24 protein-coding genes, 1 tRNA gene and 1 pseudogene are annotated in these 26,181 nt (G+C 56.5%); 16 read left to right on the top strand and 10 right to left on the bottom strand.

Features of this window, described 5'->3' with window-relative positions; all coding sequences use genetic code 11:
- Positions 1-95: 95 nt before the first annotated feature.
- Positions 96-518 carry a phage holin family protein gene (locus SYNC_RS00390; RefSeq protein WP_041426224.1) on the top strand — a complete coding sequence of 141 codons (423 nt, stop codon included), beginning with the start codon at positions 96-98 and terminating at the stop codon, positions 516-518.
- A 111-nt stretch (positions 519-629) separates the two neighbouring features.
- Positions 630-2,669 carry an excinuclease ABC subunit UvrB gene (gene uvrB / locus SYNC_RS00395; protein WP_011618063.1) on the top strand — a complete coding sequence of 680 codons (2,040 nt, stop codon included), beginning with the start codon at positions 630-632 and terminating at the stop codon, positions 2,667-2,669.
- On the opposite strand, the gene SYNC_RS00400 is transcribed toward uvrB, so the two are convergent.
- Entirely contained in the window at positions 2,670-4,487 is a 1,818-nt protein-coding gene (locus tag SYNC_RS00400; RefSeq protein WP_011618064.1) for an aspartate kinase, read from the bottom strand.
- A gap of 50 nt (positions 4,488-4,537) precedes the next feature.
- Here SYNC_RS00400 and SYNC_RS00405 point away from each other — a divergent pair, with 50 nt between their 5' ends.
- Positions 4,538-5,443, top strand: coding sequence for a CsgG/HfaB family protein (locus SYNC_RS00405; protein ID WP_011618065.1), 906 nt, complete (start codon positions 4,538-4,540; stop codon positions 5,441-5,443).
- A gap of 44 nt (positions 5,444-5,487) precedes the next feature.
- Here the strand turns inward: SYNC_RS00405 and holA are convergent, their stop codons facing one another.
- Positions 5,488-6,468, bottom strand: a complete 981-nt coding sequence (gene holA / locus SYNC_RS00410; RefSeq protein WP_011618066.1) for a DNA polymerase III subunit delta — start codon at positions 6,466-6,468, stop codon at positions 5,488-5,490.
- Between the two features lie 142 nt (positions 6,469-6,610).
- On the opposite strand from holA, the gene SYNC_RS00415 reads away from it, so the two are divergent.
- Entirely contained in the window at positions 6,611-7,165 is a 555-nt protein-coding gene (locus SYNC_RS00415) for a precorrin-8X methylmutase (RefSeq protein ID WP_237699239.1), read from the top strand.
- Here SYNC_RS00415 and mutS read toward each other — a convergent pair.
- The gene (gene mutS, locus SYNC_RS00420; RefSeq protein ID WP_237699240.1) at positions 7,150-9,900 is read right to left on the bottom strand and encodes a DNA mismatch repair protein MutS; all 2,751 of its coding nucleotides are present in this window, start codon (positions 9,898-9,900) and stop codon (positions 7,150-7,152) included. The genes SYNC_RS00415 and mutS overlap by 16 nt on opposite strands.
- Before the next feature lie 14 nt (positions 9,901-9,914).
- Positions 9,915-10,052 (bottom strand): hypothetical protein, encoded by a 138-nt coding sequence (locus SYNC_RS14490; protein ID WP_167897115.1) that lies wholly within the window; start codon positions 10,050-10,052, stop codon positions 9,915-9,917.
- Between SYNC_RS14490 and psbZ the strand changes: the two genes are divergently transcribed.
- From psbZ to SYNC_RS00440, 4 genes are all read left to right on the top strand, one after another.
- Entirely contained in the window at positions 10,051-10,239 is a 189-nt protein-coding gene (gene psbZ / locus SYNC_RS00425; protein WP_006855033.1) for a photosystem II reaction center protein PsbZ, read from the top strand. The two genes, SYNC_RS14490 and psbZ, sit on opposite strands and share 2 nt — an antisense overlap.
- Before the next feature lie 62 nt (positions 10,240-10,301).
- Positions 10,302-10,784, top strand: a complete 483-nt coding sequence (ribH, locus tag SYNC_RS00430; protein WP_011618069.1) for a 6,7-dimethyl-8-ribityllumazine synthase — start codon at positions 10,302-10,304, stop codon at positions 10,782-10,784.
- A gap of 64 nt (positions 10,785-10,848) precedes the next feature.
- Positions 10,849-10,920: transfer RNA gene (locus SYNC_RS00435), tRNA-Gly, on the top strand.
- A gap of 106 nt (positions 10,921-11,026) precedes the next feature.
- Positions 11,027-11,629 carry a VOC family protein gene (locus SYNC_RS00440; RefSeq protein ID WP_011618070.1) on the top strand — a complete coding sequence of 201 codons (603 nt, stop codon included), beginning with the start codon at positions 11,027-11,029 and terminating at the stop codon, positions 11,627-11,629.
- Between the two features lie 334 nt (positions 11,630-11,963).
- Here the strand turns inward: SYNC_RS00440 and SYNC_RS00445 are convergent, their stop codons facing one another.
- Positions 11,964-12,419: a GNAT family N-acetyltransferase gene (locus SYNC_RS00445; RefSeq protein ID WP_011618071.1), complete on the bottom strand. Its 456-nt coding sequence runs from the start codon at positions 12,417-12,419 to the stop codon at positions 11,964-11,966.
- 144 nt (positions 12,420-12,563) lie between these two features.
- On the opposite strand from SYNC_RS00445, the gene SYNC_RS00450 reads away from it, so the two are divergent.
- Positions 12,564-13,682, top strand: coding sequence for a glycosyltransferase family 4 protein (locus SYNC_RS00450; RefSeq protein WP_237699241.1), 1,119 nt, complete (start codon positions 12,564-12,566; stop codon positions 13,680-13,682).
- A gap of 92 nt (positions 13,683-13,774) precedes the next feature.
- Positions 13,775-16,627, top strand: a complete 2,853-nt coding sequence (secA, locus tag SYNC_RS00455) for a preprotein translocase subunit SecA (RefSeq protein ID WP_011618073.1) — start codon at positions 13,775-13,777, stop codon at positions 16,625-16,627.
- 9 nt (positions 16,628-16,636) lie between these two features.
- On the opposite strand, the pseudogene cysE reads toward secA, so the two are convergent.
- Both cysE and SYNC_RS00465 read right to left on the bottom strand, forming a co-directional pair.
- A pseudogene (gene cysE / locus SYNC_RS00460) lies at positions 16,637-17,386 on the bottom strand (serine O-acetyltransferase); the annotation flags it as partial.
- 77 nt (positions 17,387-17,463) lie between these two features.
- Positions 17,464-18,453, bottom strand: a complete 990-nt coding sequence (locus SYNC_RS00465; RefSeq protein ID WP_011618075.1) for a GntR family transcriptional regulator — start codon at positions 18,451-18,453, stop codon at positions 17,464-17,466.
- 103 nt (positions 18,454-18,556) lie between these two features.
- On the opposite strand from SYNC_RS00465, the gene SYNC_RS00470 reads away from it, so the two are divergent.
- A complete protein-coding gene (locus tag SYNC_RS00470; protein WP_041426230.1) occupies positions 18,557-19,336 on the top strand; it encodes a dienelactone hydrolase family protein in 780 nt (259 codons plus the stop codon).
- Here SYNC_RS00470 and infC read toward each other — a convergent pair.
- Together infC and miaA are read right to left on the bottom strand one after the other, a co-directional pair.
- On the bottom strand, positions 19,327-19,965 hold the full coding sequence (gene infC / locus SYNC_RS00475; protein ID WP_011618077.1) for a translation initiation factor IF-3: 639 nt from the start codon (positions 19,963-19,965) through the stop codon (positions 19,327-19,329). The genes SYNC_RS00470 and infC overlap by 10 nt on opposite strands.
- Positions 19,966-20,018: 53 nt before the next feature.
- On the bottom strand, positions 20,019-20,951 hold the full coding sequence (gene miaA, locus SYNC_RS00480; RefSeq protein WP_011618078.1) for a tRNA (adenosine(37)-N6)-dimethylallyltransferase MiaA: 933 nt from the start codon (positions 20,949-20,951) through the stop codon (positions 20,019-20,021).
- 118 nt (positions 20,952-21,069) lie between these two features.
- On the opposite strand from miaA, the gene gyrB reads away from it, so the two are divergent.
- From gyrB to SYNC_RS00500, 4 genes are read left to right on the top strand one after another with little or no spacing between them, the layout of a single operon-like run.
- A complete protein-coding gene (gyrB, locus tag SYNC_RS00485; protein WP_011618079.1) occupies positions 21,070-23,037 on the top strand; it encodes a DNA topoisomerase (ATP-hydrolyzing) subunit B in 1,968 nt (655 codons plus the stop codon).
- Complete coding sequence (locus SYNC_RS00490) at positions 23,037-23,375, top strand: hypothetical protein (protein WP_041426233.1); 339 nt, start codon at positions 23,037-23,039, stop codon at positions 23,373-23,375. The genes gyrB and SYNC_RS00490 overlap by 1 nt, the downstream gene beginning before the upstream one ends.
- A gap of 25 nt (positions 23,376-23,400) precedes the next feature.
- Entirely contained in the window at positions 23,401-23,778 is a 378-nt protein-coding gene (locus tag SYNC_RS00495; RefSeq protein WP_041426827.1) for a CrcB family protein, read from the top strand.
- Entirely contained in the window at positions 23,778-24,173 is a 396-nt protein-coding gene (locus SYNC_RS00500; RefSeq protein ID WP_011618082.1) for a CrcB family protein, read from the top strand. Before SYNC_RS00495 ends, SYNC_RS00500 begins: the two co-directional genes overlap by 1 nt.
- On the opposite strand, the gene SYNC_RS00505 is transcribed toward SYNC_RS00500, so the two are convergent.
- Complete coding sequence (locus tag SYNC_RS00505) at positions 24,163-24,642, bottom strand: glutathione peroxidase (RefSeq protein ID WP_011618083.1); 480 nt, start codon at positions 24,640-24,642, stop codon at positions 24,163-24,165. The genes SYNC_RS00500 and SYNC_RS00505 overlap by 11 nt on opposite strands.
- Positions 24,643-24,719: 77 nt before the next feature.
- Here SYNC_RS00505 and mgtE point away from each other — a divergent pair, with 77 nt between their 5' ends.
- On the top strand, positions 24,720-26,174 hold the full coding sequence (gene mgtE / locus SYNC_RS00510; protein ID WP_011618084.1) for a magnesium transporter: 1,455 nt from the start codon (positions 24,720-24,722) through the stop codon (positions 26,172-26,174).
- The last annotated feature ends 7 nt before the right edge of the window (positions 26,175-26,181 follow it).

The raw sequence follows: 26,181 nt of genomic DNA on the forward strand, positions 1-26,181 counted from the left end.
TCTTGGCAGCTTTGCTCCCGCTGCCTTGACCAGTCGCTTTTTTGGGCGGTTTCCAAAAAAATTTCTAGGTTGCGATCAGTGCTGATTGGACTGTGATGGGAACGCTTGGCTGGTTGCTGCAATGGCCGATTCGAGCCCTGGTGTTGCTGGTCGTAGCAGCGCTTCCGCTTGGTGTGGAACTGGCCAGCTTTGGTACGGCACTCTGGGCAGCGGTGTTGATTGGCTTGTTGGGCACGCTGCTGATCCTGCCGCTCAAAGTGGTGATGGGTCCGGTTTGGGCCATCACCTCGCTGGGTGGGTTGATCTCGCCGGTGTCTTTTCTGTTCAACTGGCTGATTACGGTCATCTTGTTTGGTTTGGCCGCTTGGCTGATTCCGGGCTTTCGCCTTAAGAACGGTCTGATCAGTGCCATTGGTGGCGCGGTTATCTACAGCGTGATTAGTGCCGTGGTCTTGCGTGCTCTTGGCCTCGCTGATGTGGACTTCACCAGGGCCGCCTTGATCGGGTCGTTGGCCTAGAGCTGATACAGCACAGTCCCATGGTTGGCTTTTGGCGCTGGGGAAGGCGCCGTTGCCTTAGCAATCGCCGTAGCCTGATCAACCTTCCTTCAGGCTTAACGCCACAGGACCATGCCCGCCTACGAGCTATCGGCGCCTTACACGCCCAAGGGAGATCAACCAACGGCGATCTCCAAACTGGTGGAGGGTGTGAATGGTGGAGAGCGTTATCAAACGCTTCTAGGAGCCACGGGTACTGGCAAGACGTTCACGATGGCCAATGTGATCGCCCAAACCGGACGTCCGGCCTTGGTGTTGGCCCACAACAAAACATTGGCGGCCCAGCTTTGTAATGAGCTCCGGGAGTTCTTTCCTCACAACGCTGTCGAATATTTCATCTCCTATTACGACTATTACCAGCCGGAAGCCTACGTTCCGGTAAGTGATACCTACATCGCCAAAACAGCATCGATCAACGAAGAGATTGACATGCTGCGTCATTCTGCGACGCGCTCTTTATTTGAGCGCCGTGATGTGATCGTGGTGGCTTCGATTAGTTGTATTTATGGGCTAGGAATTCCAAGTGAATACCTCAAGGCGGCTGTGCCATTCAAGGTTGGTGAGACCTTGAATTTGCGAGGATCTCTGCGCGATTTGGTGAACAATCAGTACAGCCGTAATGACACAGAAGCCGGAAGAGGACGCTTCCGCGTTAAGGGTGATGTGCTGGAAATTGGGCCGGCCTATGACGACCGCCTAGTGCGTGTTGAGCTCTTCGGCGATGAGGTGGAAGCAATTCGCTATGTAGATCCAACCACCGGCGAAATCCTCCAAAGTTTGGATGCGATCAGTATCTACCCGGCCAAGCACTTTGTGACGCCAAAAGAGCGTCTTAATGATGCGGTGAAAGCGATTCGTAGTGAGCTTAAAGAGCGACTTGAGTTTTTGAACGGAGAGGGCAAGTTGCTCGAAGCTCAGCGTTTAGAACAACGCGCTACTTATGACTTGGAGATGCTGCAGCAAATTGGATATTGCAATGGAGTTGAGAACTATGCCCGTCATTTGGCTGGTCGAGAACCTGGATCCGCACCTGAATGTTTAATTGATTATTTTCCGGATGATTGGTTGTTGATCGTGGATGAAAGCCACGTGACCTGCTCTCAACTTCTAGCGATGTACAACGGCGATCAAGCACGTAAAAAGGTACTGATTGATCACGGCTTCCGTTTGCCCAGTGCGGCTGATAATCGGCCGCTTAAATCGGAGGAGTTCTGGAGTAAAGCCAAGCAAACCGTGTTCGTGAGTGCCACCCCTGGAAACTGGGAGATGGAGGTCAGTGAGGGGCAAGTGGCAGAACAGGTGATTCGCCCTACGGGTGTGCTGGATCCGCTTGTGGAGGTGCGCCCCACCACTGGACAGGTGGATGATTTGCTTGGCGAGATCCGTGATCGTGCGTCCAAGAAGCAGCGGGTGTTGGTGACAACGCTCACCAAGCGTATGGCGGAAGATCTAACGGACTACCTGGCAGAAAATAAAGTTCGAGTGCGTTATTTGCACTCAGAGATTCACTCCATTGAGCGAATCGAGATCATTCAGGATTTGCGTCTAGGTGAATACGACGTACTTGTTGGCGTGAATTTGCTTCGGGAAGGATTGGATCTCCCTGAAGTTTCTTTGGTGGCGATTCTGGATGCCGACAAGGAAGGCTTCCTGCGCGCCCAGCGCTCCTTGATTCAGACCATCGGACGAGCAGCACGGCATGTGGAAGGCAAAGCGTTGCTTTATGCCGAGACCATGACTGACTCCATGGCGAAGGCGATTGAAGAAACCGAGCGCCGCCGCAAGATCCAGCACACCTACAACGAAAAGCACGGCATTACGCCCACTGCTGCAGGTAAGAAAGCCAGCAATTCGATTTTGAGTTTTCTCGAACTGTCTCGCAAGCTCAAAGCTGATGGCCCAGATGCCGACCTGGTGAAGGTGGCCGGAAAAGCGGTCCAGGCTTTAGAGGAAGATGTCGATGGCTTGGCGCTCGACGCCCTGCCTGAGCTCATCGATCAACTTGAGCTGAAGATGAAGGAGTCAGCCAAGAAGCTCGACTTTGAAGAAGCGGCCAACCTGCGGGATCGAATCAAGAAGTTGCGACAGAAACTGGTGGGGAGCAGCAGATGATCAGGGTTTAAAGGCTTCTAACTCAAGAGGAGATTCTGTGCCCTGTGCTTGATGGGATTCAGATCCGCCGAGTTGGAAGCCGGCATGGACGGCTTCAAGGGCTTTGATTCCATCGGATTCGGCCACGACGCAACTGGTCCTGATTTCGCTGGTGGCGATCAATTCGATGTTTACGTCAGCTTCGGCAAGGAAGCGGAACATGCGCCCAGCTGTCCCTGCGGTGGCAGGCATCCCAGCACCGATTGCGCTGACGCGGGCAATTGCAGGCCCATCTTCGAGAACGGCACCGGGCCATTGGGCAAGGAGCGGCGCTAGAGCTTGATCAGAGGCAGCGCGGTCCTCGCGTTTCACGATGAAGCTGATGTCACGGCTGCCATCGCCGTGCTGGCGTTCGGATTGGACGATGGCATCAAGGCTGATGCCAGCATCGGCGAGCGCTGAACAGAGGGAACCCGCCATCCCCGGTCGGTCAGGTACATGGCGAACGCTAAGTTGCGCCTGATCACGATCCAGGGCGACGCCCCTCACCTCGGGCTCACCCTCTCCGCTGGCAGGAGGGTTGATGTGTTGCTGTTGTGTGCTCAGCTCAAAGGCCTGTTGAGCAGCTTGCAAAGCTTTGCTGCCCATGGAAGCTTCCACCACGCAGCTCACTTTCACTTCGCTGGTAGCGATCAAGCGCAGGTTGATCCCCTCTCGCGAGAGCGTGTCGAACAAGCCTGCGGCGATCCCGGGGCGCCCCATGATCCCAGCGCCCCTGATACTCAGCTTGCTCATGCCTCCGTCAGAGCTAAGGATGCCGCCGAGGCTGTCCACCAGCGTGGTGCAGATGCTGCGGGCTTGTTCGAGATCCGTTTCCGCCACGGTGAAGGTGATGTCGTTGCTGCTGCCCTCATGGGTGGCCTGAATGATCAGGTCCACGTTCACGCCGCCTGCAGACAGGCTTTCGAACAAGCGAGCAGCAACCCCTGGCTGATCAGGCACGTGGGAGAGGGCCAGCACGGCTTGATCTTCGAGGAGCTCCACGCCATCAACAGGACGACCAAGTTCCAGCCCCTCGCGGCCGATCGGTTTGGCATTGCGACTGGTAAGCGTGGTGCCTGGTGCATCGCTCCAGCTGGATCGAACCACCATCTTCACGCCGTAGTTGCGGGCGATCTCAACAGCACGGGGGTGGAGCACCGCTGCACCCAGGCTGGCGAGTTCGAGCATTTCATCGCAGCTCACTTGTGGCATCAGTTGGGCATTGGCCACCTTGCGCGGATCGGTGGTGAGCACTCCTGGCACGTCGGTGAAGATCTCGCAGGCATCCGCACCCAGGGCTGCTGCTAGGGCTACGGCTGATGTGTCTGAACCTCCGCGGCCCAGGGTGGTGATTTCGGCGGTTCCGCCACTGCTGAGGCTGGTGCCTTGGAAGCCAGCAACCACCACGACTTGTCCTTCTGCAAGCCGGGCGCGTAGCCGGTCGGTGCGCACATCGAGGATGCGGGCTCTGCCATGGGCGGATTCAGTCACGATTCCCACTTGGGCTCCGGTCATCGAAACAGCTGGTACCCCCAGTTCATGCAGGGCCATCGAGAGCAGGGCGATCGAGACCTGTTCTCCTGTGGAAAGCAACATGTCCATCTCCCGCTGCGGCGGATCGGAGCTGATCGCTTTGGCCTTGGCGGTGAGCTCGTCTGTGGTGTGGCCCATGGCCGACACCACAATCACCAGATCATTGCCGTCTTCTTTGCAGTCGGCGATTCGCCGGGCGACGGTCTGCAGGCGTTCCACACTGCCGACGGACGTGCCGCCGAACTTCTGCACCAGCAGGGCCATCTCAACGGTCTCCAACAGCAGGAGATTGTCTCATTGTGGCTGCGTTGAGAATGACCATTGACTCAATTTACTTTGGAAAAGCTGTTGTTTACATACTCAGGGAATCGTGGTTAATTTATTTGCTGATACTTATTGTTATGAAAGATCGGACGGCTGCAATCTTTCCCTCGTTTTTTATTGGACTTGCTTTTGTTGGCTCATTTGCGTCGATCGCAGGTCCAACTGTATCTGTACCAGATTTTAAAAACGAAGTTGGCCAGTTGGCATGGTGGAGTCCCAGGGTGAGTAGGCAACTGGCTGATGCTCTTTCGAACGAATTGTCTGCTGCAGGTGGACTCACTGTGGTCGAAAGGCAAAATGTTAGGGCTGTGTTATCCGAGCAGGAGATGGCCGAACTTGGCATCGTTAGAAATAATGATCGTGCTGCAAAGTCTGGACAGATGACTGGTTCTCAATACGTCATTCTTGGTCGAGTAAGCGGCTTTGAAAATAATGTGGAAACAAAGCAGTCTGGAAGCGGAATGAGGTTTCTGGGGTTTGGAGGCTCCAAGGATGTGGCAGAAACTAAGGCGTATGTTTCACTAGATCTTCGTGTTGTTGATACAACTACGGGTGAAGTTGTTGGCTATAAAACTGTTGAAGGCAGGGCGAAAAATACGGCCAAAGTAAAGGGATCTGGTGGCTCTTTAGCTCCTCTGGCTGGTTTGGTTGGTGGATTAACAGGTGCTAGCGGTACTGGTGCTTATGGTCTGGCAGCAGCTGGAACATTGAGTTTCAATGAGTCTTCGAGCGAAACGAAAAAAACTCCAGCTTCCAAAGCTGTTCGTGCCGCTCTAATAGCCGCATCAGATTATGTGTCTTGCCTCTTGGTTCGGAAAGATCAATGCCTTGATGATTATGCAAGGGGTGATGCTCAACGTCGGCAGAACACTTTGGACGTATTGGAGATGGATTAACAGTGAGGTTGTGGATGCTGTTAGTGCGTGAGGCGGATGAGCAATTAGCCCAGCAATCCTTCTCGAAATGCATCTCCTGCTAAAGCTCCTCGTTTAAGCATCGCTTCCACCTTTAAAAGTCGTCCCAAGAGAGATAAAAGCCGTTTCGGGTTTCCGCCTTGCAATTGCTTGCGCATCACGTAGATCCGCTTTGGATTGCCAATGCCGGCGGCTTTGGCAATCACGGCCACATCGCGTTCTCCTTGTTGTTCCAGTAGCAGTACCCAAAGCCAGCCACGGATTTGTCCTGTGAGGGTGGCAACGATGCGTAGGGCGGGTTCACCCGCATCAATGAGGGCATCCAGGAGGCCAATGGCACCCCCAGCATCGCCTTCCAGCAAGGCATCGCCCACGGCCAAGGCACTGGTGGCTTGGCCTTCAATCAGAGTCTGTACGGCTTCGGCGCTGATGCGCTTGTGCCCATGGCTTTCGGCGTGGAGCGCCAGCTTTTGTAATTCCATCGTGAGGCGTGCGCTGTCATTGCCGATGGCATCAACGAGGGCGGACACGGCCTCTGCTTCCATATCCACATTGAGACCTGCGGCTGTGCGCTCCACCAGTTGGCGTTGGCCGGCTCCATCCCAGATCGCCGGAAGTTGGAACTTTTGTTCGCTGGCGAGACCCTGCTTCACCCGTTTCTGCAGAGCCTTCGTGGTGCGTAAGCGTCCATCTGGTTTGGCTGGGTTGGTGAGAACGAGCTGGGTGCTGTCTGGGATGAGTTCGAGGGCCGCTTCAAAGCGATCGGCCAGTTCGCTTGGGCATGCATTGCAAAAGGGTGAGCGTTGCAGCAATACCACCCGCATTCCCGCCCCAAAAGGAGGTGTGCGTGCTTCCTCCAGGGCCTGTTGGGCTTGGCCAGCTTCGCTGCCATCGAGGCGGCTCAGGTTGATGCTGCTCCAGGTGGGATCAATCGCCTCCTCGATCAGGGCTGCGACGGCACGATCGCGGGCAGCGCTGTCGTCACCCCAGAGCAGATGGATTGGCATGGAGAAGTTGGTAGCTCAGGAGGCGGCTTTGCGTTGATGATGCCGGAGTTGCGTCTGGATTCCTCTGAACAGCGATCATCCGATCTTTACTGAAAGCATTCGCCGCATTCGGGCCCTGCTGGGAGACACCGGTTTGGACCCGATGTCGAAAGATGTTCTCGAACGGCTGGTGCACAGCAGTGGGGATCCCTCTTTGGCGGCCCTGCTGAAGTTCAGCCCCGGTGCCTGTGATGCCGGATTTCAGGCCCTCAAAGCGGGAGCTCTGATCCTCACGGACACGGCGATGGCGGCAGCGGCGGTGCGGCCGATGGCGGCTCGTACCGCTGGCAATGAAGTGCGCTGCTTGCTCGATTGGGCGCCGGCTCAGTCGCCGCAGGGATCCACCCGATCGGCGGCGGCGATGGTTCGCGCTTGGCCGGAGCTAATCCAGGCAGCTGAGATCGCTGGTCAGCCCCTACCGCTGGTGCTCATTGGCAGTGCGCCAACGGCCTTGGAGCAACTCCTGGATCAACTGGATGAGGGAGCACCGGCTCCAAGCCTGTTGATTGGCATGCCGGTGGGGTTTGTGGGAGTTCCGGAAAGCAAGCGTCGCTTAGCGCAGTTCACTCTGGATCAGATCCGCTTGGACGGCACCCGCGGCGGGGCAGGTCTGGTGGCAGCAGCAGTGAATGCGTTGCTGCGTCAGGTGGCTAGTTGATCCAACACTTGGCGTGCTCGCTGCACCACGCTGGCAGGCACCCCAGCGAGGCGGGCAGCTTCGATGCCGTAGCTGCGGCTTGCTCCACCAGCGGCGACGCGATGGAGAAACACCAGATCGCTGCCGGTTTCTTCCACAAGCACTTGGCAGTTGGCCACGTTGGAGCGCTCTCCGGCCAGGGCATTCAGTTCGTGATAGTGGGTGGCAAAAACGGTGCGGGCCTGGAGATCACCGGCCAGATGTTCGCTCACGGCCCAAGCGATCGAGAGTCCATCAAAGGTGGCAGTACCCCGGCCGATTTCGTCGAGCAGTACGAGCGAGCGTTCGCTGGCGTGATGCAGGATGTTGGCGGTTTCTGCCATCTCCACCATGAAGGTGGACTGGCCGGCAGCGAGGTCATCCACGGCGCCCACGCGAGTGAAGATGCGATCAGCGATTCCGATCCTTGCCGCCTGCGCCGGCACCCAGCTGCCGATCTGGGCTAGCAGCTGGATCAACCCGATCTGGCGTAAGTAGCAGCTTTTGCCGCTGGCATTCGGCCCGGTGAGCACCACTAAATCAATACCTGTCCCCAAGTTGCTGTCGTTAGGGGTGAAGGCGTCCTCCACCAGCAGTTGCTCGACAACCGGATGACGTCCCTGTTCGATCACCATGCTTCGATCTGCTGTGATCTCAGGAGCGCACCAACCTCCCGTGGCAGCGGCCTCCGCCAAGCTTGTGAGGGCGTCAAGGCCTGCGATCGCCCGCGCGGATCGGCGGATCGCTTCAGCATGTTCGCCGATCTGCCCTCGCAATTCACAGAACAGTTCGTACTCGCGTTGGGCGGCACGGGCACGCATCTGAAAGATCTGCCCCTCCCTTGCCTTGAGATCGGGGGTGATGAAGCGTTCCTCATTCGCCAGGGTTTGGCGGCGAATCCAGTGATCTGGCACGGCGCCTGAACGGGCCCGGCTCACCGATAGGAAATACCCAAAGGTGCGGTGATATTGAAGCTTGAGGTTGCTGTTGTTGCTGCTCTGACGTTCGAGTTGCTCCTGTTCTGCCAGCCAGCTCTCCTGGTCATCAAGCTGATTGCGTAAGCCATCTAAGAGTGGGTCAACCCCGTCGTGGATCAGCCCTCCCTCGCTCAGACTCAGCGGTGGGTTGTCCATCAGTTGATGACGGATGCTCGCTCCGATTACCGCTAGCGCTGGATCAGGTTCCAGTACATCTGAGAGCCAAGAGGGGCCGCCATCGAGCTGGCTGGTGATCAGGTTCGCAAGTTGAGGTAAGCGCTCTAAGCCGTCGGCGATCGCCACGAGATCTCGGGCACCGGCATGGCCTGCACCAGCCCTTCCAGCGAGTCGTTCCAAGTCACCCATGGGCCGCAGCAGGCGCCGCAAGGCTTGCCGTAACGGTCGCTTGCTCACCAATTGGCTCACGCTTGCCTGGCGGGAGCGAATGATCGAAGGGTCCATCAGTGGGGCTTCAATCCAGCGGCGCAGGCAACGCGCGCCCATGGCGGTGAGGGTGCGATCGATCGCCCAGAGCAGCGAGCCTTGGAATTGGTTGTCACGCTGGGTGGCGATGAGCTCAAGATTGCGGCGCGTTTGGGCATCCAGCACCAGCGCATCTCCTGGGAAGCAGGTGATTGGTCTCTCCAAGGGCGGAGGTGTGATGCCGTTGTCGTCTAGGGGACAGGTCTCGCCTAAATAGGCGATCAGTCCGCCGGCGGCGCGCATGGCAAGGGGAACGTTCTGCAGCCCTAAACCGTCGAGGGTTTGTAACCGAAACCGTTCCAAGAGCAGCGCTTCTGCTTCGGGTTGGCTGAAGGGTGTATTGCCGATGTCGCAGCGTTGCAGGCGCTCCGGACACCAGCTGGGTGCAACGCTGTTTTGGTTGTGGTGGATCAGTTCCGCTGGATCAAGCCGCGCGAGTTCTTGATGCAGCGCAGCGCTGTTGTCTTGTTCGCGGACTAAGAATTCGCCCGTGCTCACATCGGCGCAGGCCAGCCCCCAGCGAAAGGGCTGCCGGCCTTGAGCGGGCTCAACCACCACCGCTGCAAGCCAGTTGTTGCGGCGCGCGCTGAGCAGGCCTTCTTCCAGAACGGTGCCTGGTGTCAGCACCCTTGTGATGTCGCGCCGCAGCAAGGTCCCCTTGGCAGAGCCACTGGCAGGGGCCGCCTCGAGCTGGTCGCACAGCGCCACGCTAAGGCCGCGGCGAATCAGTTCTGAGCAGTAGCGCTCAGCAGCGTGATGGGGAATGCCAGCCATGGGCACCCTTCCAATTTGTTTTCCTGCCTCTTTCCCCGTGAGGGTGAGCTCGAGCAGGCGCGACAGATGGATGGCGTCTTCGAAAAAGCACTCAAAGAAATCACCGAGCCGATACAGCAAGATCCGCTCGGGATGGGCGGCTTTGAGTTCCACGTAGTGGCGGAGCATCGGGGTGAGTTGCTCCGGGGTGACCTGGCTGTGGTGTGACCACGGCGGCAGATCGTCGTCGCTGTTGTCTTGGTCTTTGCCTGCGGGCGTGGAGGCTTCGGAGTGTGCTTCCTCGCTTTGGCTGCTTGCTGAGGGCTCGGAATGCTCTTGTTGGCCTTGACGCTGGCGTGGGCGCTGCTTGGCGTCTTGCGTCAGCTCGTGATCATCGAGCTGATCGGGCTCATCTTGTCTTTTCTGGCCCTTGCTTGGTGCTGAACTGGCTGGTTCCGCATCCCCAAAAAGGTTGCCCTGCAGGGCCAAGTCCGGTTGGGGCACGGGTGGCTAAGCGATCAGTGAATCGTAAGACTCACAGCAGCGGAAGACATCGCTGGATCACCACAAGCTGTGAAGGTTGATTCCAAGGTGGGCAAGGGTTCCTCGTGCATGTGAGAATCTTTCGCACCGCCCTGGCGTCGACCTCTCTCCATGCAGATCCTCAACACCCTCACCGTGCTGGCCCTGGTGGTGATGTCGTTTGCCCTCATCGTGGCGGTTCCTGTGCTGTACGCCTCGAATGAGGACAGCGGACGTTCCAACCGCTTGATCCTGCTGGGTGGGATCGCCTGGGTGGCCCTGGTATTGCTCAACTGGGGCGTGAGCTACTTCGTGGTCTGAAGATCACTTCTGATTTGGTTACGTCTTGATGGGAGCATGGACATACTTGCTCCTGGCTTTTTATGGCCACATTTGAAGGACGCTTCACTGATCTAGGCCAAGTTCGTATCGCCGTTGTGGTGGCCCGTTTCAACGATCTGGTGACGGCAAAGCTGCTGAGTGGATGTTTGGATTGCCTATCCCGTCACGGCGTTGATACGACTGCTGAGAGCAGTCAGCTTGATGTGGCCTGGGTGCCAGGTTCATTTGAGCTTCCGCTGGTGTCCCAAAACCTGGCCCGTAGTGGGCTCTATCAGGTTGTGATCACTCTCGGGGCCGTGATTCGCGGTGACACCCCCCATTTTGATGTGGTGGTCGCGGAAGCCAGTAAAGGCATTGCAGCAGTGGCGCGTGACACTGGTGTTCCTGTGATCTTTGGGGTGTTGACGACCGATACGATGCAGCAGGCTCTTGAGCGTGCAGGGATCAAGAGCAATCTCGGTTGGAGCTACGGATTGGAGGCTTTAGAGATGGCTTCCTTGATGAAGGTATTGCCGGGGCATTGACCAACGGCCCCTTTGTGTTGCATGCTGCCCAAGTCGTAGTGAACACAGCGTTCAACACGGCTTTGCGGATGTAGCTCAGTGGTAGAGCATCTCCTTGCCAAGGAGAGGGTCGAGAGTTCGAATCTCTTCATCCGCTTTTCGTTATAAGTGGGCTTTCGTTGGTTCTCTACTGCACACGTCCTAGTGGTGGGGGAGCCTGTTAATGGAGAGCACCCAGCCTCTGAGCAGGGGTATTTCAGTTCATGGGGATCCGAGTGTGGTCTGGCTACGTTGGCCGCAACGTTGTCGCTTCATCTGTGAATTCAGTCTTGCCGCTGCAGCCCTCCTTTTCTCATCTCGGGCTGTACGTGAAAAGCCTGTCCGTGATGGAGCGCTTTTATTGCGATGTTCTCGGGTTTTACGTTACGGATCGCCTTAGGAATGGTGATCAGGAAATACTGTTTCTCTCCCGCTCCTTATTGGAGCATCATCAAATCGTGCTGGCTCCAGGTCGTTCGGAAACCAGCGCTTCGACGGTTAACCAGGTCTCATTCGAAATTGAGACCCTGCCCAAGCTTATCGACGCCTTTCAGGCGCTCACTCAACTTGGCATAACAGGCATGGAGTCCTTGAACCATGGCGGGAGTTGGTCGCTGTATGTCCCAGACCCTGAAGGCAACACGATTGAGCTATTCGTGCGAACGGATTGGTATGTACCGCTTCATGCCATGACAGGTCTCGATCTGAACCAGCCGGAAGAAGCTATACGTCAGCAAACAGTGCGCATGGTTCAGCAAACGCCAGGTTCAAAGACCTGGGAGGTTTGGCGCCAAGAGTTTCAAAAACGCATGGATCAACGCGGCTGAGTCGATCTCAATTGCCTGGAGAATGGATTGAAAAATGTTTAACGAACCGTTCATTGAAGGGCTGAATATTCTTATTCATTTGCACATTGCTTGGCTCTTTGGCCCTCTCTTTGTGTGAGATCAATTGAGTCTTAATTGTGTATGAAGCTATTCCCTAAGGGCCTCATTAAAACCCTGGAAATAGCGTATGTTTGAATCGCTTCGCTATCGGTTTGATTCATTAAAAAACAGGTTTTCTTTGAAAAGTAAAGTTGTTTTGCGGGAATATTTCTCTAGCGGCAGTTTTTGTCTTTCAATAGGATTTGATTCCTATTTTCCTGGCTGTTTGTTTGCTTCATTGCTTGCGGATCAGCAATTGCTGAGTGCTGGCTGGTTCAAACCCCAACTGTTGGTAAAACCCGGAACTGTTGGTGGTCATCAGATACACGCGCTCGGCGTTGCGAATGGCTTTAGCGCTGAGCAGGGCTTCCACGACCCTCCTGCCGAGTCCGCGGCCTTGAAGGTCTCCGGCAACGACCACATCCCAAAGCACGGCGCGATGGATTCCATCGCTGGTGGCTCGTCCGAACCCCACCATTCGCTTGCCCCGCCAAAGGCTCACTACAACCCTGCTGCCCGCCAGCATCCGTTTGAGATCTGCTGTGTTGCGCTGTTGCGCCCAGAACGCATGTTTGTGTAGCAAGCGACGCAGCTTGAGCAGGCTGCGGCTTGGCTTGAGATCAGGGCCCAGTCCAAACCATCTCAGGCCTGGGGCGCCGGCGGCATGTTGCACGAGTCGGATGCGAGCCATGGCGTTTTGATTCGTCCACCATCATCGACACGGGTCGAACATCAAGCGAACTGCGCCTGGCTGAGATGATGAAAAGAAAAGATCTAATCCTGTGAACGCTGCAATTCCTGATCGTTTGTCTGCTCAAGATCAGGTTGATGGGTGATGGACTCTTTTGTTCAACTCCTGCGCGAATGGCCTCCAGGCTATGGAGGAGTGGAGCGGGTGGCCCATGAATTAGCGAGTGAGTGGGGAGCAACGGTGTTCAGCTTTGATGCGCAATCCCGCAGCGCTGATGAGATTGATCCTTTGCAGGTTTCTTATCCGCGAGTGGTATTGCCGGCCAGTCCACCTTTCGGCCGGTTGTTGCTTCCTTTGCCATCACGTGCGCTATGGAGCCTGTTGCGCTCCCATCGGCCTCTCTATGGGCATTTGCCATCGCCAGGGGTGCTGTTGGTGTTACTGCTGGCCCGTCTTTTGCAACCGCGTCGGCCAGTGTTCGCGCATTGGCACTGCTTTGTTGCCCCGGAACCAGGTTCGAAGAATCGCCTCTTTGCTGTCTATCAGTGGTTGGCCCTTCGTGTTGTCCCACACCTAACCAAAGTCATTACGACCTCTCCCGTACTGGCGAAAGAGTTGATTCGTTGTGGATGCCAGGCCGCTCGTGTGGCTGTTTTGCCCTGTTGTCTGAATGCAGAGCAAGAAAAGGTTCTATTGGCGTTGCCATCGCGCTCCGCAACAGGAATGCCATTGCGGGTGTTATTCATCGGCCGGCTTGATAGTTACAAGCGCTTGGACTGGTTGTTGGAAGCTCTTTCCCAGTTAGACGCTCCTTGGTCTTTGGCGGTCGTCGGTGATGGTCCACGCAGGCTTGCCTTTGAAGCGCTCAGTGCCGAGTTGTTTGGCGTGAGTTCCGCTGTGAATTTCTTGGGCCGTTTGGATGAGACGGCGAAGTTGGCAGAACTCGCCTCTGCAGACGTTTTGGTGCTCCCCTCGGATCGTTCCACAGAAGCCTTCGGGATCGTGCAGTTAGAGGCAATGGCGGCCGGGATTCCGTCACTTGCTTTTCAAAACAAGCGTTCTGGGATGGGCTGGGTCGGACAGCTGTCTGGATTGCCTTGGTCTCAACAGCCTGATCAGTTGTCGTTGGTTCTCAATCAATTGGCGACTTCGCCCGCACTTCGAACAGCGCTGAGCCTTGAGGCGCGCGACAGATATCTCTATTTATTTGCTCGCAAGGTTTGGTCGGAGGCTTTCGATTCGATCTTCTCCTCACAAAAATGATCGATCGCTAAACAGCCTTAATTTCCCGTCGTCATCCCCATCCCATCCGGTGGGCCTCAGTAGGGTGTAGCGCAGTCGATTTGGCGATTTCCATGCTCAAGCTCCTGCTGGGTGACCCCAACGCCCGCAAGCTGAAGCGTTATCAGCCGATCGTTTCAGATATCAATCTGCTTGAGGAGGAGATTGAGCCTCTGAGCGACGATGACCTGCGCCGCCGTACGGCTGAGTTCCGCCAGCGCTTAGAAGCTGCTGGATCGCTGGATAAACAAAGGCCTTTATTGGATGACTTGTTGCCCGAGGCCTTCGCCGTTGTGCGTGAAGCCGGTAAGCGAGTGCTGGGCATGCGCCACTTCGACGTGCAAATGATCGGTGGCATGGTGCTGCACGAGGGGCAAATCGCCGAGATGAAAACCGGTGAGGGCAAAACCCTCGTTGCAACCCTCCCCAGCTACCTCAACGCGCTCACAGGCCGCGGTGTACATGTGGTCACCGTGAACGACTACTTGGCTCGCCGCGATGCGGAATGGATGGGGCAAGTGCATCGATTCCTTGGCCTATCGGTGGGCTTGATCCAGCAAGACATGACCCCGGCTGAACGCCGAATTAATTACGGCTGTGACATCACCTATGCCACTAATTCAGAGCTTGGATTTGATTATCTGCGCGACAACATGGCCGCAGATATCAATGAGGTGGTGCAGCGTGAGTTTCAGTTTTGTGTGATCGACGAAGTCGACTCAATCCTGATTGATGAAGCACGCACGCCCTTGATCATTTCAGGCCAGGTGGAACGCCCCCAGGAGAAATATGAGAAGGCGGCAGAGGTGGCGAACGCTCTAGAGCGGGCCGCCGAAATGGGGAAGGACGGCATCGACCCCGAAGGTGATTACGAGGTGGATGAAAAGCAGCGCAGTTCCACACTCACCGATGAGGGATTTACCAAGGCTGAGGCCTTAATTGGAGTGGCCGATCTCTACAACCCTCAGGATCCTTGGGCTCACTACATCACCAATGCCTTAAAGGCAAAAGAACTATTCGTTCGCGATGTCAACTACATCGTTCGCGATGGTGAGGCGGTGATCGTGGATGAGTTCACAGGAAGGGTGATGCCAGGCCGGCGTTGGAGTGATGGGCAGCACCAAGCGATTGAGGCCAAGGAGGGCTTAGCGATTCAGCCAGAAACGCAAACCCTGGCTTCGATTACTTATCAAAATTTCTTTCTTCTCTATCCCCGTTTGGCTGGGATGACTGGTACTGCCAAAACGGAGGAAGTGGAATTTGAGAAGACCTACTCCTTGCAAACCGCCATCGTGCCTACGAACCGGGTGCGTGCTCGCCAGGACTGGGTGGATCAGGTGTACAAAACGGAAACGGCGAAATGGCGTGCCGTTGCCAAAGAAACCGCTGAGGTGCATAAGCAAGGTCGCCCCGTTTTGGTGGGCACCACCAGTGTTGAGAAAAGTGAGCTACTCAGTGCACTGTTGGCGGAGGAAAACATCCCCCACAACCTGCTCAATGCCAAACCAGAAAACGTAGAGCGGGAGGCGGAAATTGTTGCTCAGGCAGGAAGAGCTGGCTCTGTGACCATCGCCACCAACATGGCGGGCCGTGGCACCGACATCATTCTTGGTGGCAACAGCGATTACATGGCGCGCCTCAAGTTGCGCGAAGTGCTACTTCCCCGGCTGGTGCGGCCGGAGGATGATCATCGCCCCCCCGTGCCTCTCCAGCGCAGCGAGGAAGGCGGTGGCGGGTTCTCTGCCACGGCTCCTGCCAGTGGTCCCCACGGCAATGCCCCCAGTGAAGCCAAGGCGATTGGCAACCTCTATCCCTGCCAGCTCACGGAGGAGACAGATCAAGCCTTAGTGGAGCTTGCCAAGCAGCTGGTGAAAGCTTGGGGTGATCGCGCTCTCAGCGTGATCGAACTGGAAGATCGCATTGCCACGGCAGCAGAAAAAGCCCCCACAGAAGATCCTGAGATTGCCCAGTTGCGTGCCTCGATCGCCCAGGTGAAAGGCGAATACGACGCTGTGGTGAAACAGGAGGAGATGGGCGTGCGCGAGGCTGGAGGCCTGCACGTGATTGGCACCGAGCGGCACGAATCACGCCGGGTTGATAACCAACTTCGTGGGCGTGCTGGCCGTCAGGGTGATCCAGGCAGCACGCGATTCTTCTTGTCGCTTGGCGACAACCTTCTGCGCATCTTTGGTGGTGAGCGTGTGGCTGGATTGATGAATGCCTTCCGGGTGGAGGAAGACATGCCGATTGAATCGGGCATGCTCACGCGCTCTCTTGAGGGGGCGCAAAAGAAGGTTGAGACGTACTACTACGACATCCGTAAGCAGGTGTTTGAGTACGACGAAGTGATGAACAATCAGCGCAAGGCGGTGTACACCGAGCGCCGCCGTGTGCTCGATGGCCGTGAACTCAAAAAACAGGTGATTGGCTACGGCGAACGCACCATGAATGAGATTGTTGAGGCCTATGTGAATCCAGACCTTCCACCCGAGGAATGGGATGTATCGCAACTGGTAAGCAAGGTAAAAGAGTTTGTTTATCTGCTCGAAGACCTGCAGCCTGACCAACTCCAGGGCCTTTCGATGGATGATCTCAAGGCCTTCCTGCAAGAGCAGTTACGTAATGCCTACGACCTTAAAGAAGGCGAGATTGAGGAGTTGCGTCCAGGGCTGATGCGAGAGGCTGAGCGTTTCTTCATCCTTCAACAGATTGACACTCTCTGGCGTGAACATCTTCAGGCCATGGATGCCCTGCGTGAATCGGTGGGATTACGTGGTTATGGGCAGAAAGATCCGTTGATTGAATATAAAAATGAGGGCTACGATATGTTCCTCGAGATGATGACGAATATGCGCCGCAATGTGATCTATTCGATGTTTATGTTCCGGCCCGCTCCGCCTGCAGCAGCGCAGGCGACCACGGCTTAATTCTTAGAGTTAATCTCCCAGGAACTCAAGAATTTCCCTGTCCTTGAGGTTTTGGGATTTGCCCATGCTTATTTCGCGAATGGTTTCTCCGGTTCCTCCTGCGGCAACAGCGCTCAGGCAGCTTTGCAATTCGCTTACCTGATTTTCAAGTTGATCAATCCGCTCCATCAAGTTTCGGATCACATTGGCTTCAGCATCAGGTAGAGCTGAGTGCGCCAGGGGGTTAATCCGTACGCCGCTTTGATGGATGACCCGCCCGGGGATGCCTACAACAGTGCAGTTCTGCTCAACACTGCGCACAACGACGGATCCAGCGCCAATTCTGGTGTTAGCGCCCACCTCAATGGCTCCCAGCACCTTGGCGCCAGCTCCCACCACAACGTTGTTGGCGAGGGTTGGGTGACGCTTGCCGCTGTCTTTGCCAGTTCCGCCCAGGGTCACGCCTTGATAAAGAAGGCAGCGATCGCCAATTTCGCTCGTTTCACCAATCACCACCCCCATGCCGTGATCAATGAACACGCCTTGGCCAATCGTGGCTCCCGGGTGGATTTCCACCCCGGTGATTCCTCTCCCCAGCTGGCTAAGCAGGCGTGCCGGCAATTTCAGGGGTAGGCGGGAGCGCCAAAGCCGATGGCTCAGCCTGTGCAAGCTGATCGCTTGAAAGCCTGGGTAGCAGAGCAGGATCTCCAAAGGTCCGCGCGCCGCAGGATCCCGTTCGCGGATGATTGCAAAGTCGGCCCGAATTTGATCAAGCATGGCCTTGCTGCTTTGAGCCTGTGGCTAGTGCACTCATCATCTCGTGCGGGCAACCCTTTTCGCGGCGAATCAGTGCCTGATCAGTGGCTGATCAGGCCGATTTCTTTGCGGAGTAGTTCGATCGTGTCACCACTGAGGTAGCTCTCGGCGCAGTGCACTTGGGGCATGCGCATCAGCTGGGAGCGGTTTTGACGGAGGCTTTGTTCCACCAACGGCATGCTGGGGCGATCACAGAGCACGTGGCTGGAGGCGCGCAGAAGGGCTAGTAGCCGGCTGCCGATGTCTGGAGTCGCCGTCATCAGCAACAGGTCATTGCCGCGCATGCTGTGCAGGATCACCTCGGCGGCTCGCAGGATGCCGGGGCTGATGCTCACAAGGCCAACGCAGCTGCCTTGGCGGAGCTCTTTGAGCATCCCCAATTCAGCCTTGAAGTCGTTGAGATCCACCGCAACAGCGCGCACACCGTGCTTCTTGGCAAGCTCTTCTACGGGCTGCAGGAAGTATCTGCTCGTCACCACCGTGCCATTGCTGGCGTTCTCGAGCACGCTTTCCAACTCTTCCATTGGTACCACTTCCACAGGCACGTTGATGTTGGGTTCGAGTTCCTCTGCGATGAGCATCGAAGCGCCAATGTCTTCTCGAGGGGTGCTCACGAGCACCCTGGCGCCGCAGCGCAGGCGCCAATCGATTTCACGCGTGAGCATTTCTCTGGTTTGCTGCAGGGTGCAACCCGCGTTGAGCAGGCCATCCACGCATTTGCGCACCTCTCGATCGAGATCGGTGACGCCACGATTGCGGATATGGGGAGGGGTTCGGATCTCCCGTGGCTTCTGTTGATCACGCACGTAGATCCCGGAACCTGCCATCGCTTCCACCACGCCATCGGTTTCCAGTTGGCGGTACACCTTGCTGATGGTGTTGCGATGCAAGCCGGTCTGCATCGCGAGCTGTCTCGTACTCGGAAGACGATGCCCTGGCGGGTAGTGCCGGGCGGCAATAGCGAAACAGATCTGGTTGTAGAGCTGGGTCGATGCCGGTATGTCGCTTTCCTGTTGGATGTGGAATCGCACGCCGGTGGACCGGATTGATGTGGCCACCTTAAGGACTGGACGGCTTGGTGACAATTGCTGAGCTGATCCTTGCCCCGATCTAGCGGCTTATCTTCACGCGCTGATGTCTATGTCTTCCGTTCTTCCTCCTGTGTTGCCCGAGCCATCGCCAGGGGCTTGGGTAACGGTGAACACGGGTCCGGTGCCGCTGCATTGCTGGTGGGCGCCCACCAGCAATGCAAAGCCAGCAACCCATGCAGCGATCGTGCTACCTGAGATCTTTGGCTTGAATCGTTGGGTGCGGGGTGTGGCCGACCGCTTGTCGGCGGCTGGTGTTCCGGCCTTAGCGATGCCGCTCTTTGCGCGGACTGCTCCAGAGCTTGAGCTGGGGTATGACCCTGAGTCCACCCGCGAAGGTCGGCGTCATAAGGAGACCACGAGCACCGAGGGGATCCTTACGGATGTCCAGGCCTCAATCGATTGGTTACGGCTGGCCCTTGCATCCACTGGCCAACCGCTGCGGATCACTGTGGTGGGGTTCTGCTTCGGGGGACATGCCGCTCTACTGGCCGCCACCCTGGCTGATGTGCAGGTCAGCTTGGATTTTTATGGAGCAGGGGTTAGCCGTGGGCGGCCCGGTGGCGGAGCCCCAAGCTTGGAGCTGTTGCCCTCAGTGGAAGGAGAGCTGCATTGTTTGTGCGGCAGCGTTGATTCCCTGATCTCAGACTCAGATCAACAGGCGATTCAATCTGCACTGAAAGCGGGTGATCCCACTGGATTGCGTTTGCGCTACAGCGTCTTTGAGGGAGCTGATCACGGCTTCATGTGTGAAGCCCGTGATCAATATCACCAATCCTCAGCTCAGGAGGGATGGCGACTGCTTCTCGACGCAGCTCAGTCTTGAGTGTTGATCCGGCGTGCTGGTGAAGGAATCGTGCGCACCGCTTTGTTCACTACTTCTTCGTCCTTGTCTTTCTTCACCAGAGGTGCTTTGCGGGGTGTGAGAAACATGATCATGTTGCGGCCCTCGCGCTTCGGGGGCTGTTGCACCTCGGCTGGCTCTTCCAGGTCTTTGGCCATCCGTCGCAGCAACACCTCAGCCAAAGCAGTGTGCTGAATTTCCCGGCCTCGGAAAATCACCGTGCATTTCACTTTGTCGCCGGCTTTCAGAAAGCGCTGGGCTTGCCCGATCCGGACGTCGTAATCGTGCTGGTCAATTTTGTAACGCATCTTGACCTCTTTGACTTCGGTCTGATGCGACTTTTTCTTCGCTTCTTTGGCCTTCTTTTCTTGCTCGAATTTGAATTTGCCGTAGTCCATGATCCGGCAAACCGGAGGATCGGCTTTCTCGCTCACCAGCACGAGATCGAGTTCGCGTTCGCGCGCAACTTCTAATGCTTGTTCCCGGTCGATCACCCCGAGTTGTTCTCCGTCTGCGTCAACAACCCTTAGCTGTGGGTAATTGATGCGGTCATTGATGTTGGGGAGCTCCCGGACGGGGGCGCGACGATCAAAGCGAGGACGTGGAGGCATTCAGTGTTGTGAAGGGCTGCTGATTGAAAGCGGTGCTCAGCAGAGTTTGCCCTTCAGCCTAGACCCGCTTCGATCAGACGTATCGCTTCGCTGAGGGCATCCTGACCTGTGAGCCAGTGGGGACTGTGTTGGCGGCGGAACCAGGTGCGTTGACGCTTGGCAAACTGCTGGGTGCGGCGGGTGGTGGTAGCGATAGCCTGAGCTTCGCTTAGGCCTCCTTGCAGCACCTCTAGTGCTTCGCCGTAGCCGATCGTTTGCAGCATGGGGAGGTCAGGCCCATAGCGCTGGCTCAGCTGCCGCGTTTCTTCAAGCAAGCCTTCCTGATAAATCTGGAGAGTCCGTTGGGCGATGCGTGAGCGCAGCTCCATGGGATTGAGTCCGAGCTCCAGTACGCGCCAGGGCGGGGGATTGGTCGACTGTTGCGCGCTCATCGGTTTGCCGCTGGAGTACAGCACCTCCAGAGCACGTTGGGTGCGAACCGCATCGGCAGGGGCGATCTTGGCGGCTGCTTGGGGATCGGCCTGTTGGAGGAGCTGGTGGCAGTTCGCTTGACCGAGTGAGCTCAGCTGGCGGCGAAGCTCGGCTTGAGGAGGCACGGCTGGAGGCTGCAGTCCTTGGGTGAGAGCCTTGAGGTACAAGCCGCTGCCTCCAGCTAAAAAAGCAACGCCTCGCTCTTTGAGAACCTGGCTCACGGCCGCAGTGGCTTCTTGCTGAAATTCCTGAAGCGTGATCGGTTGATCAGGGGAGCGCAGGTCGAGGAGGTGATGGGTGACGCGCTGTTGTTGCTCGGCTGTGGGTTTGGCCGTGCCGATATCCATCTCTCGGTAAAGCTGGCGAGAATCGATGTTGAGGATCTCCAGTTGGAAGTGCTCAGCAAGCTCAAGCGCGAGCGCGGTTTTGCCGCTCGCCGTTGGCCCAACGAGCGCCACAACGAGGGGTGCCTTTGCACCGGCATCGGGGCCAAATTCAGAGTTGATCTGATTCATCGAAGAAACGATGGGGTGCATCCCCTTTAAAAATGACGCGTCAGAGGCTTCTGCGAGCGTCTCTGGGATACCGGTGGTAAGTTGAGGTTGAAAAGGTGGCCGGGCCGACGACGAGCGCATGAGCGAAGCCGCAAAAGTTCAAGCCGCCTACGGCGCTGAACAGATTCAGGTTCTTGAAGGCCTGGAGCCGGTGCGTAAGCGCCCGGGCATGTACATCGGCACCACTGGTCCCCGTGGGCTCCACCACCTGGTGTACGAGGTGGTGGACAATGCCGTGGATGAGGCCCTAGCAGGGCATTGCAACGAAATCACGGTTGTTCTCGGGGAAGACGGCTCAGCGTTTGTGAGTGACAACGGCCGCGGAATCCCAACGGACGTTCACCCCCGCACGGGCAAAAGCGCTCTGGAAACCGTGCTCACGGTGTTGCATGCCGGCGGCAAGTTTGGAGCCGGTGGCTACAAGGTTTCGGGTGGTTTGCACGGCGTTGGCGTTTCTGTCGTGAATGCCCTGAGCGAGTGGGTTGAAGTCACCGTGCGCCGTCAAGGCCAGGTGCATCGCCAGCGCTTTGAGCGCGGTGCCGCTATCGGCAGCCTTGCTTCAGAGCCTCAGCCAGCTGAAGAAAAAGGGCTTACAGGCACGAGCGTTTGCTTCAAGCCTGATCACCAAATTTTCACGGTTGGAATTGAGTTTGATTACTCCACGCTGTCGGCCCGTTTGCGTGAGCTGGCTTATCTAAATGGTGGTGTGCGCATCGTGTTCCGCGATGAGCGACAGGCTGCACGAGATCAAGAGGGCAAGCCTCGTGAGGAGCTCTATTTCTACGAAGGTGGAATCAAGGAATACGTTGCCTATATGAATGCGGAGAAAGATCCTCTGCATCCAGAAATCATTTATGTCAATTCCGAAAAAGATGGTGTGTCTGTGGAGGCGGCATTGCAGTGGTGCGTTGATGCTTATTCCGACAGCATTCTTGGCTTCGCTAACAACATCCGTACGGTGGATGGTGGTACTCATATTGAAGGCTTAAAAACCGTTCTTACTCGTACCCTTAATACGTTTGCGAAGAAGCGAGGTAAGCGTAAAGAGGCTGATTCGAATTTGGCTGGCGAAAACATTCGCGAAGGCCTCACTGCTGTGCTTTCGGTAAAAGTCCCCGAGCCTGAATTTGAAGGTCAGACCAAAACGAAGCTTGGTAATACCGAGGTTCGGGGCATCGTTGACAACTTGGTTGGAGAGTCGCTGAGTCAGTACTTGGAATTCAATCCAGGGGTGATCGATATGATCCTCGAGAAGGCAATCCAGGCTTTCAACGCGGCGGAAGCGGCTCGCCGGGCGCGTGAGTTGGTGCGCCGTAAAAGCGTGCTGGAAAGTTCAACGCTGCCGGGCAAGTTGGCCGACTGCAGTTCCAGAGATCCTTCTGAATCTGAGATTTACATCGTGGAGGGAGACTCTGCTGGAGGCTCCGCCAAGCAAGGGCGCGATCGTCGTTTTCAGGCGATTCTTCCTTTGCGCGGAAAAATTCTCAATATCGAGAAAACTGATGACGCCAAGATTTATAAAAATACTGAAATTCAAGCGCTGATTACTGCGCTTGGCTTGGGGATTAAAGGTGAAGATTTTGATGTCAAAAATCTTCGTTATCATCGGGTTGTAATCATGACTGATGCGGATGTGGATGGAGCACACATTCGAACCCTCATTCTCACTTTTTTCTATCGCTATCAAAAAGAATTGGTTGAAGGTGGGTATATCTACATTGCCTGTCCGCCGCTCTACAAAGTTGAGCGAGGAAAGAACCATACCTATTGCTACAACGAGCAGCAATTGCAGAAAACCCTGGCTGGATTTGGTGAGAAAGCCAATTACAACATTCAGAGATTTAAGGGTCTCGGTGAAATGATGCCGAAGCAGTTGTGGGAAACCACGATGGATCCCTCCACGCGCATGATGAAACGGGTGGAAGTGCAAGATGCGCTGGAGGCCGATCGAATCTTCACGATCCTGATGGGCGACAAAGTGGCGCCGCGCCGGGAATTTATCGAAACCCATAGCGCGGACTTGGATATGGCGTCACTCGACATCTGATGCGTATGTCGACAGGAGCTGTGTTGCGTTGGGGCTGGTTGCTGGGAGTCGCATTAATGGCACCAGCGGCCTTGCCTGCTGGTGGAGCTCAGAGGAGGCTTCCTCTCTTACGCCGGCAGGAAGGCAAAAGTCCCCTACTCAGTGGTGAGTGCTGTGTGCTGAGATCGAGTCCGCTGGTTGAGGCCCCTGCCCTGCGCCGGTTGGAGTTAGGCACGCCGCTACAGCTGTTGCGTCATTGGCGTGGAGACGACGGCCGCGATTGGATTCAAGTTCAGATGTCCTCAGGTCAGGGCCTGCCAGCTGGCTTTCAGCCAGTTCGCGGTTGGCTACGTGGCTGACTCCTTCACGGCTGGTCAGGTTGTGATGGTGGGGATTGGTGCCATTCCTGGCGCGTGGCTTCGGCTGCGAATTGTCAATCACTTTGAGCCGATGGTTCCCCTCAAGCACTGGGGAACGTTTGCAGTCAATCTCGTAGCAGCCTTTGCCCTAGGTCTAGTGCTGGGACTGCAGGTGAATGATCCCTGTTCAACGTCTAAAGCTGTTTCGGCGCTGACTTTGTTGGTGGCAGTGGGCTTTTTCGGCAGCCTCAGTACGTTTTCCACCTTTGCCGTTGAGTTGCTCAACACCCTGAAGCAGAGAAATTGGCGTGAATCGCTGCTCCTCGGCGTGGGCTCGATCCTGGGTGGCTTGATTGCGGCTGGTCTTGGCTATGGCCTTGGATTGGCCGAGGGGATCGCCTGATGCCTCAATCTTCTTCCTCTGTGACCGGACAGCTCAGCCTTCGGCAAGACCTGAACGAATTGGCTCTAGTGGCGCTTGGTGCTGTTCCTGGTGCTGTGATGCGCTGGCAAATTGCGTCTCACTTCCATGACAAAGACCTGATTGTGAACGTGCTCGGAGCGTTCATTTTGGGTTGGTTGGTCGGGCTTCCTCTAAGACCGAAGCGTCAGTTGTTGATCGGGATTGGTTTCTGCGGTTCGCTTACCACGTTCAGTAGCTGGATGGTGCATTGCGTGACCTTCATCGCCCAAGGTGACTGGCTTTCTGCCCTGGGGTTGATTGGCCTCACCCTGGGGCTGGGGCTTGGTGCCGCAGCCCTGGGAGTCTTAGTCGGCCGGAGTTTGGTTAGGCGTTAAGGGCGGATTCAATCGCAGTCTTCAGCTCATCTGAATCGGGCTCAACTCCGCTTTTAAATCTTGCGATGACCGTGCCGTCTTTGCCTACGAGGAACTTCTCAAAGTTCCAAGCCACATCGCCCGCAGGCTCTGTTTTGTTGAGGGTGGTGTAGGGCTCAGTGGTGCTTCCAGTGGCATGCACTTTGTCGAACAGCTCAAAGCTGGCGTTGTAAGTGGTGGAGCAGAAGCTTTTGATCTCCTCTAAAGACCCGGGCTCTTGACCGCCAAAGTCGTTGCAGGGGAATCCCAACACCTGAAGCCCTTGAGCGGCGTAGCTGTCTTGCAACGCTTGCAGACCGCTGTACTGGCGAGTAAATCCGCAGCGGCTAGCCACGTTCACGATTAAAAGCACCTTGCCGGAGTAAGAACCGAGTGTTTTGTTGGCGCCGTCGGGGGTGTTGACGGACACGTTGCTGATGTTGGGAGCCATAAGCGTTGAGGGTTCAATCGGCGCCGACGATAACCGGCTCCAGCCCCACTTACACTGGGAAGGGCCGGGCGGACAGCATGGAAGAAGCCCACGGCCGCAGCGGTGTGAGCGTGACGAATGATTTGGTGGCTGAGGTTGTCACTCAGCAACTGGAATCGATGTTGTCTGTTGGCAATTACGACGGTGTCAAGTTGCTCTTGGCTCCGGTTCAGCCCGTGGATGTGGCGGAAGCGGTGGGCTGCCTTCCGCGAACGCTGCAGGCACTCGCCTTTCGCTTGCTCGGGAAGGACGAAGCGATTGAGGTGTACGAATACCTAGAGCCAGCCATTCAGCAAAGCTTGTTGGAACGGCTGCGCTCCAGTGAGGTTCTGGAGCTTGTGGAAGAGATGTCCCCGGATGACCGGGTGCGCCTGCTTGATGAGTTGCCGGCCAAAGTGGTGCGCCGTCTTTTGGTGGAGCTCAGTCCTGCCGAGCGGCGTGTGACCGCCCAATTACTTGGCTATGCCCCCGAAACGGCTGGCCGCTTGATGACAACGGAATACATCGATCTCAAGGAATTTCATAGTGCTGCTCAAGCTCTCACCATCGTTCGCCGCCGTGCGACAGAAACGGAAACGATTTATAGCCTCTACGTAACCGATGGGCAGCGCCATCTCACCGGCATCTTGTCATTGCGTGATTTGGTCACTGCCGACCCCACCGATTGCATCGGTGATGTGATGACGCGAGAGGTTGTGAGCGTTGGCACCGATACCGATCAGGAGGAGGTGGCCCGTGCGATTCAGCGCTATGACTTCCTGGCTGTGCCTGTTGTGGACCGGGAACGTCGTCTTGTCGGGATCGTCACGGTGGATGACGTGATCGATGTGATCGAGCAGGAGGCCACCCGTGACCTCTATGCCGCTGGTGCGGTGGAGGCTGGTGATGAGGATGACTACTTTCAGAGCAATTTGTTCACGGTGGCGCGGCGCCGCGTGTTGTGGCTCGCGGTGTTGGTGATTGCAAATATCTTCACAACCCAGGTGATCGCGATGAACGATGCAGTGCTGCGTGAGGTTGTGATGCTCGCGGCATTCATTCCTTTATTGATTGGGACTGGTGGGAATGTGGGTGCCCAGAGTTCCACTGTGGTGATTCGTGGATTGAGCACGCAGCGCATTCAACCGTTGGGCCCCTTGCGTGCTGTCGTCAGAGAGGCGCTAGCCGGGGCCCTACTTGGTCTGCTGATGCTTTTTGTCGTGGTGCCATTCGCTTGGTGGCGTGGCGACGGCCCCCTTGTCGGGATGGCGGTCGGGATCAGTTTGCTTGCAATTACCACCCTGGCCGCCACGGCTGGTGCTGCCTTGCCGTTGCTGTTTAGCCGTATGGGCCTAGATCCAGCGTTGATGTCCGCTCCTTTCATCACCACTGCCACAGATGTGGCGGGCGTGTTCATCTACCTGAAAACAGCGGAGTGGTTGCTGCTGCATGCGCCCCAGTTGCTCGAAGCCACGAGTATTTCTACTCATTTACTCGCTGCGCTTGCTTTCTGAGAGTTCG

It is taken from the genome of Synechococcus sp. CC9311 (genome assembly GCF_000014585.1).
GTDB lineage: Bacteria > Cyanobacteriota > Cyanobacteriia > PCC-6307 > Cyanobiaceae > Synechococcus_C.

Excerpts from the sequence above, each read along its gene's own strand:
- SYNC_RS00390 (WP_041426224.1), top strand. The coding sequence starts at position 96 with ATGGGAACGCTTGGCTGGTTGCTGCAATGGCCGATTCGAGCCCTGGTG.
- uvrB (WP_011618063.1), top strand. The coding sequence starts at position 630 with ATGCCCGCCTACGAGCTATCGGCGCCTTACACGCCCAAGGGAGATCAA.
- SYNC_RS00400 (WP_011618064.1), bottom strand. The coding sequence starts at position 4,487 with ATGGCCCTGCTGGTGCAGAAGTTCGGCGGCACGTCCGTCGGCAGTGTG.
- SYNC_RS00405 (WP_011618065.1), top strand. The coding sequence starts at position 4,538 with ATGACCATTGACTCAATTTACTTTGGAAAAGCTGTTGTTTACATACTC.
- holA (WP_011618066.1), bottom strand. The coding sequence starts at position 6,468 with ATGCCAATCCATCTGCTCTGGGGTGACGACAGCGCTGCCCGCGATCGT.
- SYNC_RS00415 (WP_237699239.1), top strand. The coding sequence starts at position 6,611 with ATGTCGAAAGATGTTCTCGAACGGCTGGTGCACAGCAGTGGGGATCCC.
- psbZ (WP_006855033.1), top strand. The coding sequence starts at position 10,051 with ATGCAGATCCTCAACACCCTCACCGTGCTGGCCCTGGTGGTGATGTCG.
- SYNC_RS14490 (WP_167897115.1), bottom strand. The coding sequence starts at position 10,052 with ATGGAGAGAGGTCGACGCCAGGGCGGTGCGAAAGATTCTCACATGCAC.
- ribH (WP_011618069.1), top strand. The coding sequence starts at position 10,302 with ATGGCCACATTTGAAGGACGCTTCACTGATCTAGGCCAAGTTCGTATC.
- SYNC_RS00440 (WP_011618070.1), top strand. The coding sequence starts at position 11,027 with ATGGGGATCCGAGTGTGGTCTGGCTACGTTGGCCGCAACGTTGTCGCT.
- SYNC_RS00445 (WP_011618071.1), bottom strand. The coding sequence starts at position 12,419 with ATGGCTCGCATCCGACTCGTGCAACATGCCGCCGGCGCCCCAGGCCTG.
- SYNC_RS00450 (WP_237699241.1), top strand. The coding sequence starts at position 12,564 with ATGGACTCTTTTGTTCAACTCCTGCGCGAATGGCCTCCAGGCTATGGA.
- secA (WP_011618073.1), top strand. The coding sequence starts at position 13,775 with ATGCTCAAGCTCCTGCTGGGTGACCCCAACGCCCGCAAGCTGAAGCGT.
- SYNC_RS00470 (WP_041426230.1), top strand. The coding sequence starts at position 18,557 with ATGTCTATGTCTTCCGTTCTTCCTCCTGTGTTGCCCGAGCCATCGCCA.
- infC (WP_011618077.1), bottom strand. The coding sequence starts at position 19,965 with ATGCCTCCACGTCCTCGCTTTGATCGTCGCGCCCCCGTCCGGGAGCTC.
- miaA (WP_011618078.1), bottom strand. The coding sequence starts at position 20,951 with ATGAATCAGATCAACTCTGAATTTGGCCCCGATGCCGGTGCAAAGGCA.
- gyrB (WP_011618079.1), top strand. The coding sequence starts at position 21,070 with ATGAGCGAAGCCGCAAAAGTTCAAGCCGCCTACGGCGCTGAACAGATT.
- SYNC_RS00490 (WP_041426233.1), top strand. The coding sequence starts at position 23,037 with ATGCGTATGTCGACAGGAGCTGTGTTGCGTTGGGGCTGGTTGCTGGGA.
- SYNC_RS00495 (WP_041426827.1), top strand. The coding sequence starts at position 23,401 with ATGGTGGGGATTGGTGCCATTCCTGGCGCGTGGCTTCGGCTGCGAATT.
- SYNC_RS00500 (WP_011618082.1), top strand. The coding sequence starts at position 23,778 with ATGCCTCAATCTTCTTCCTCTGTGACCGGACAGCTCAGCCTTCGGCAA.
- SYNC_RS00505 (WP_011618083.1), bottom strand. The coding sequence starts at position 24,642 with ATGGCTCCCAACATCAGCAACGTGTCCGTCAACACCCCCGACGGCGCC.
- mgtE (WP_011618084.1), top strand. The coding sequence starts at position 24,720 with ATGGAAGAAGCCCACGGCCGCAGCGGTGTGAGCGTGACGAATGATTTG.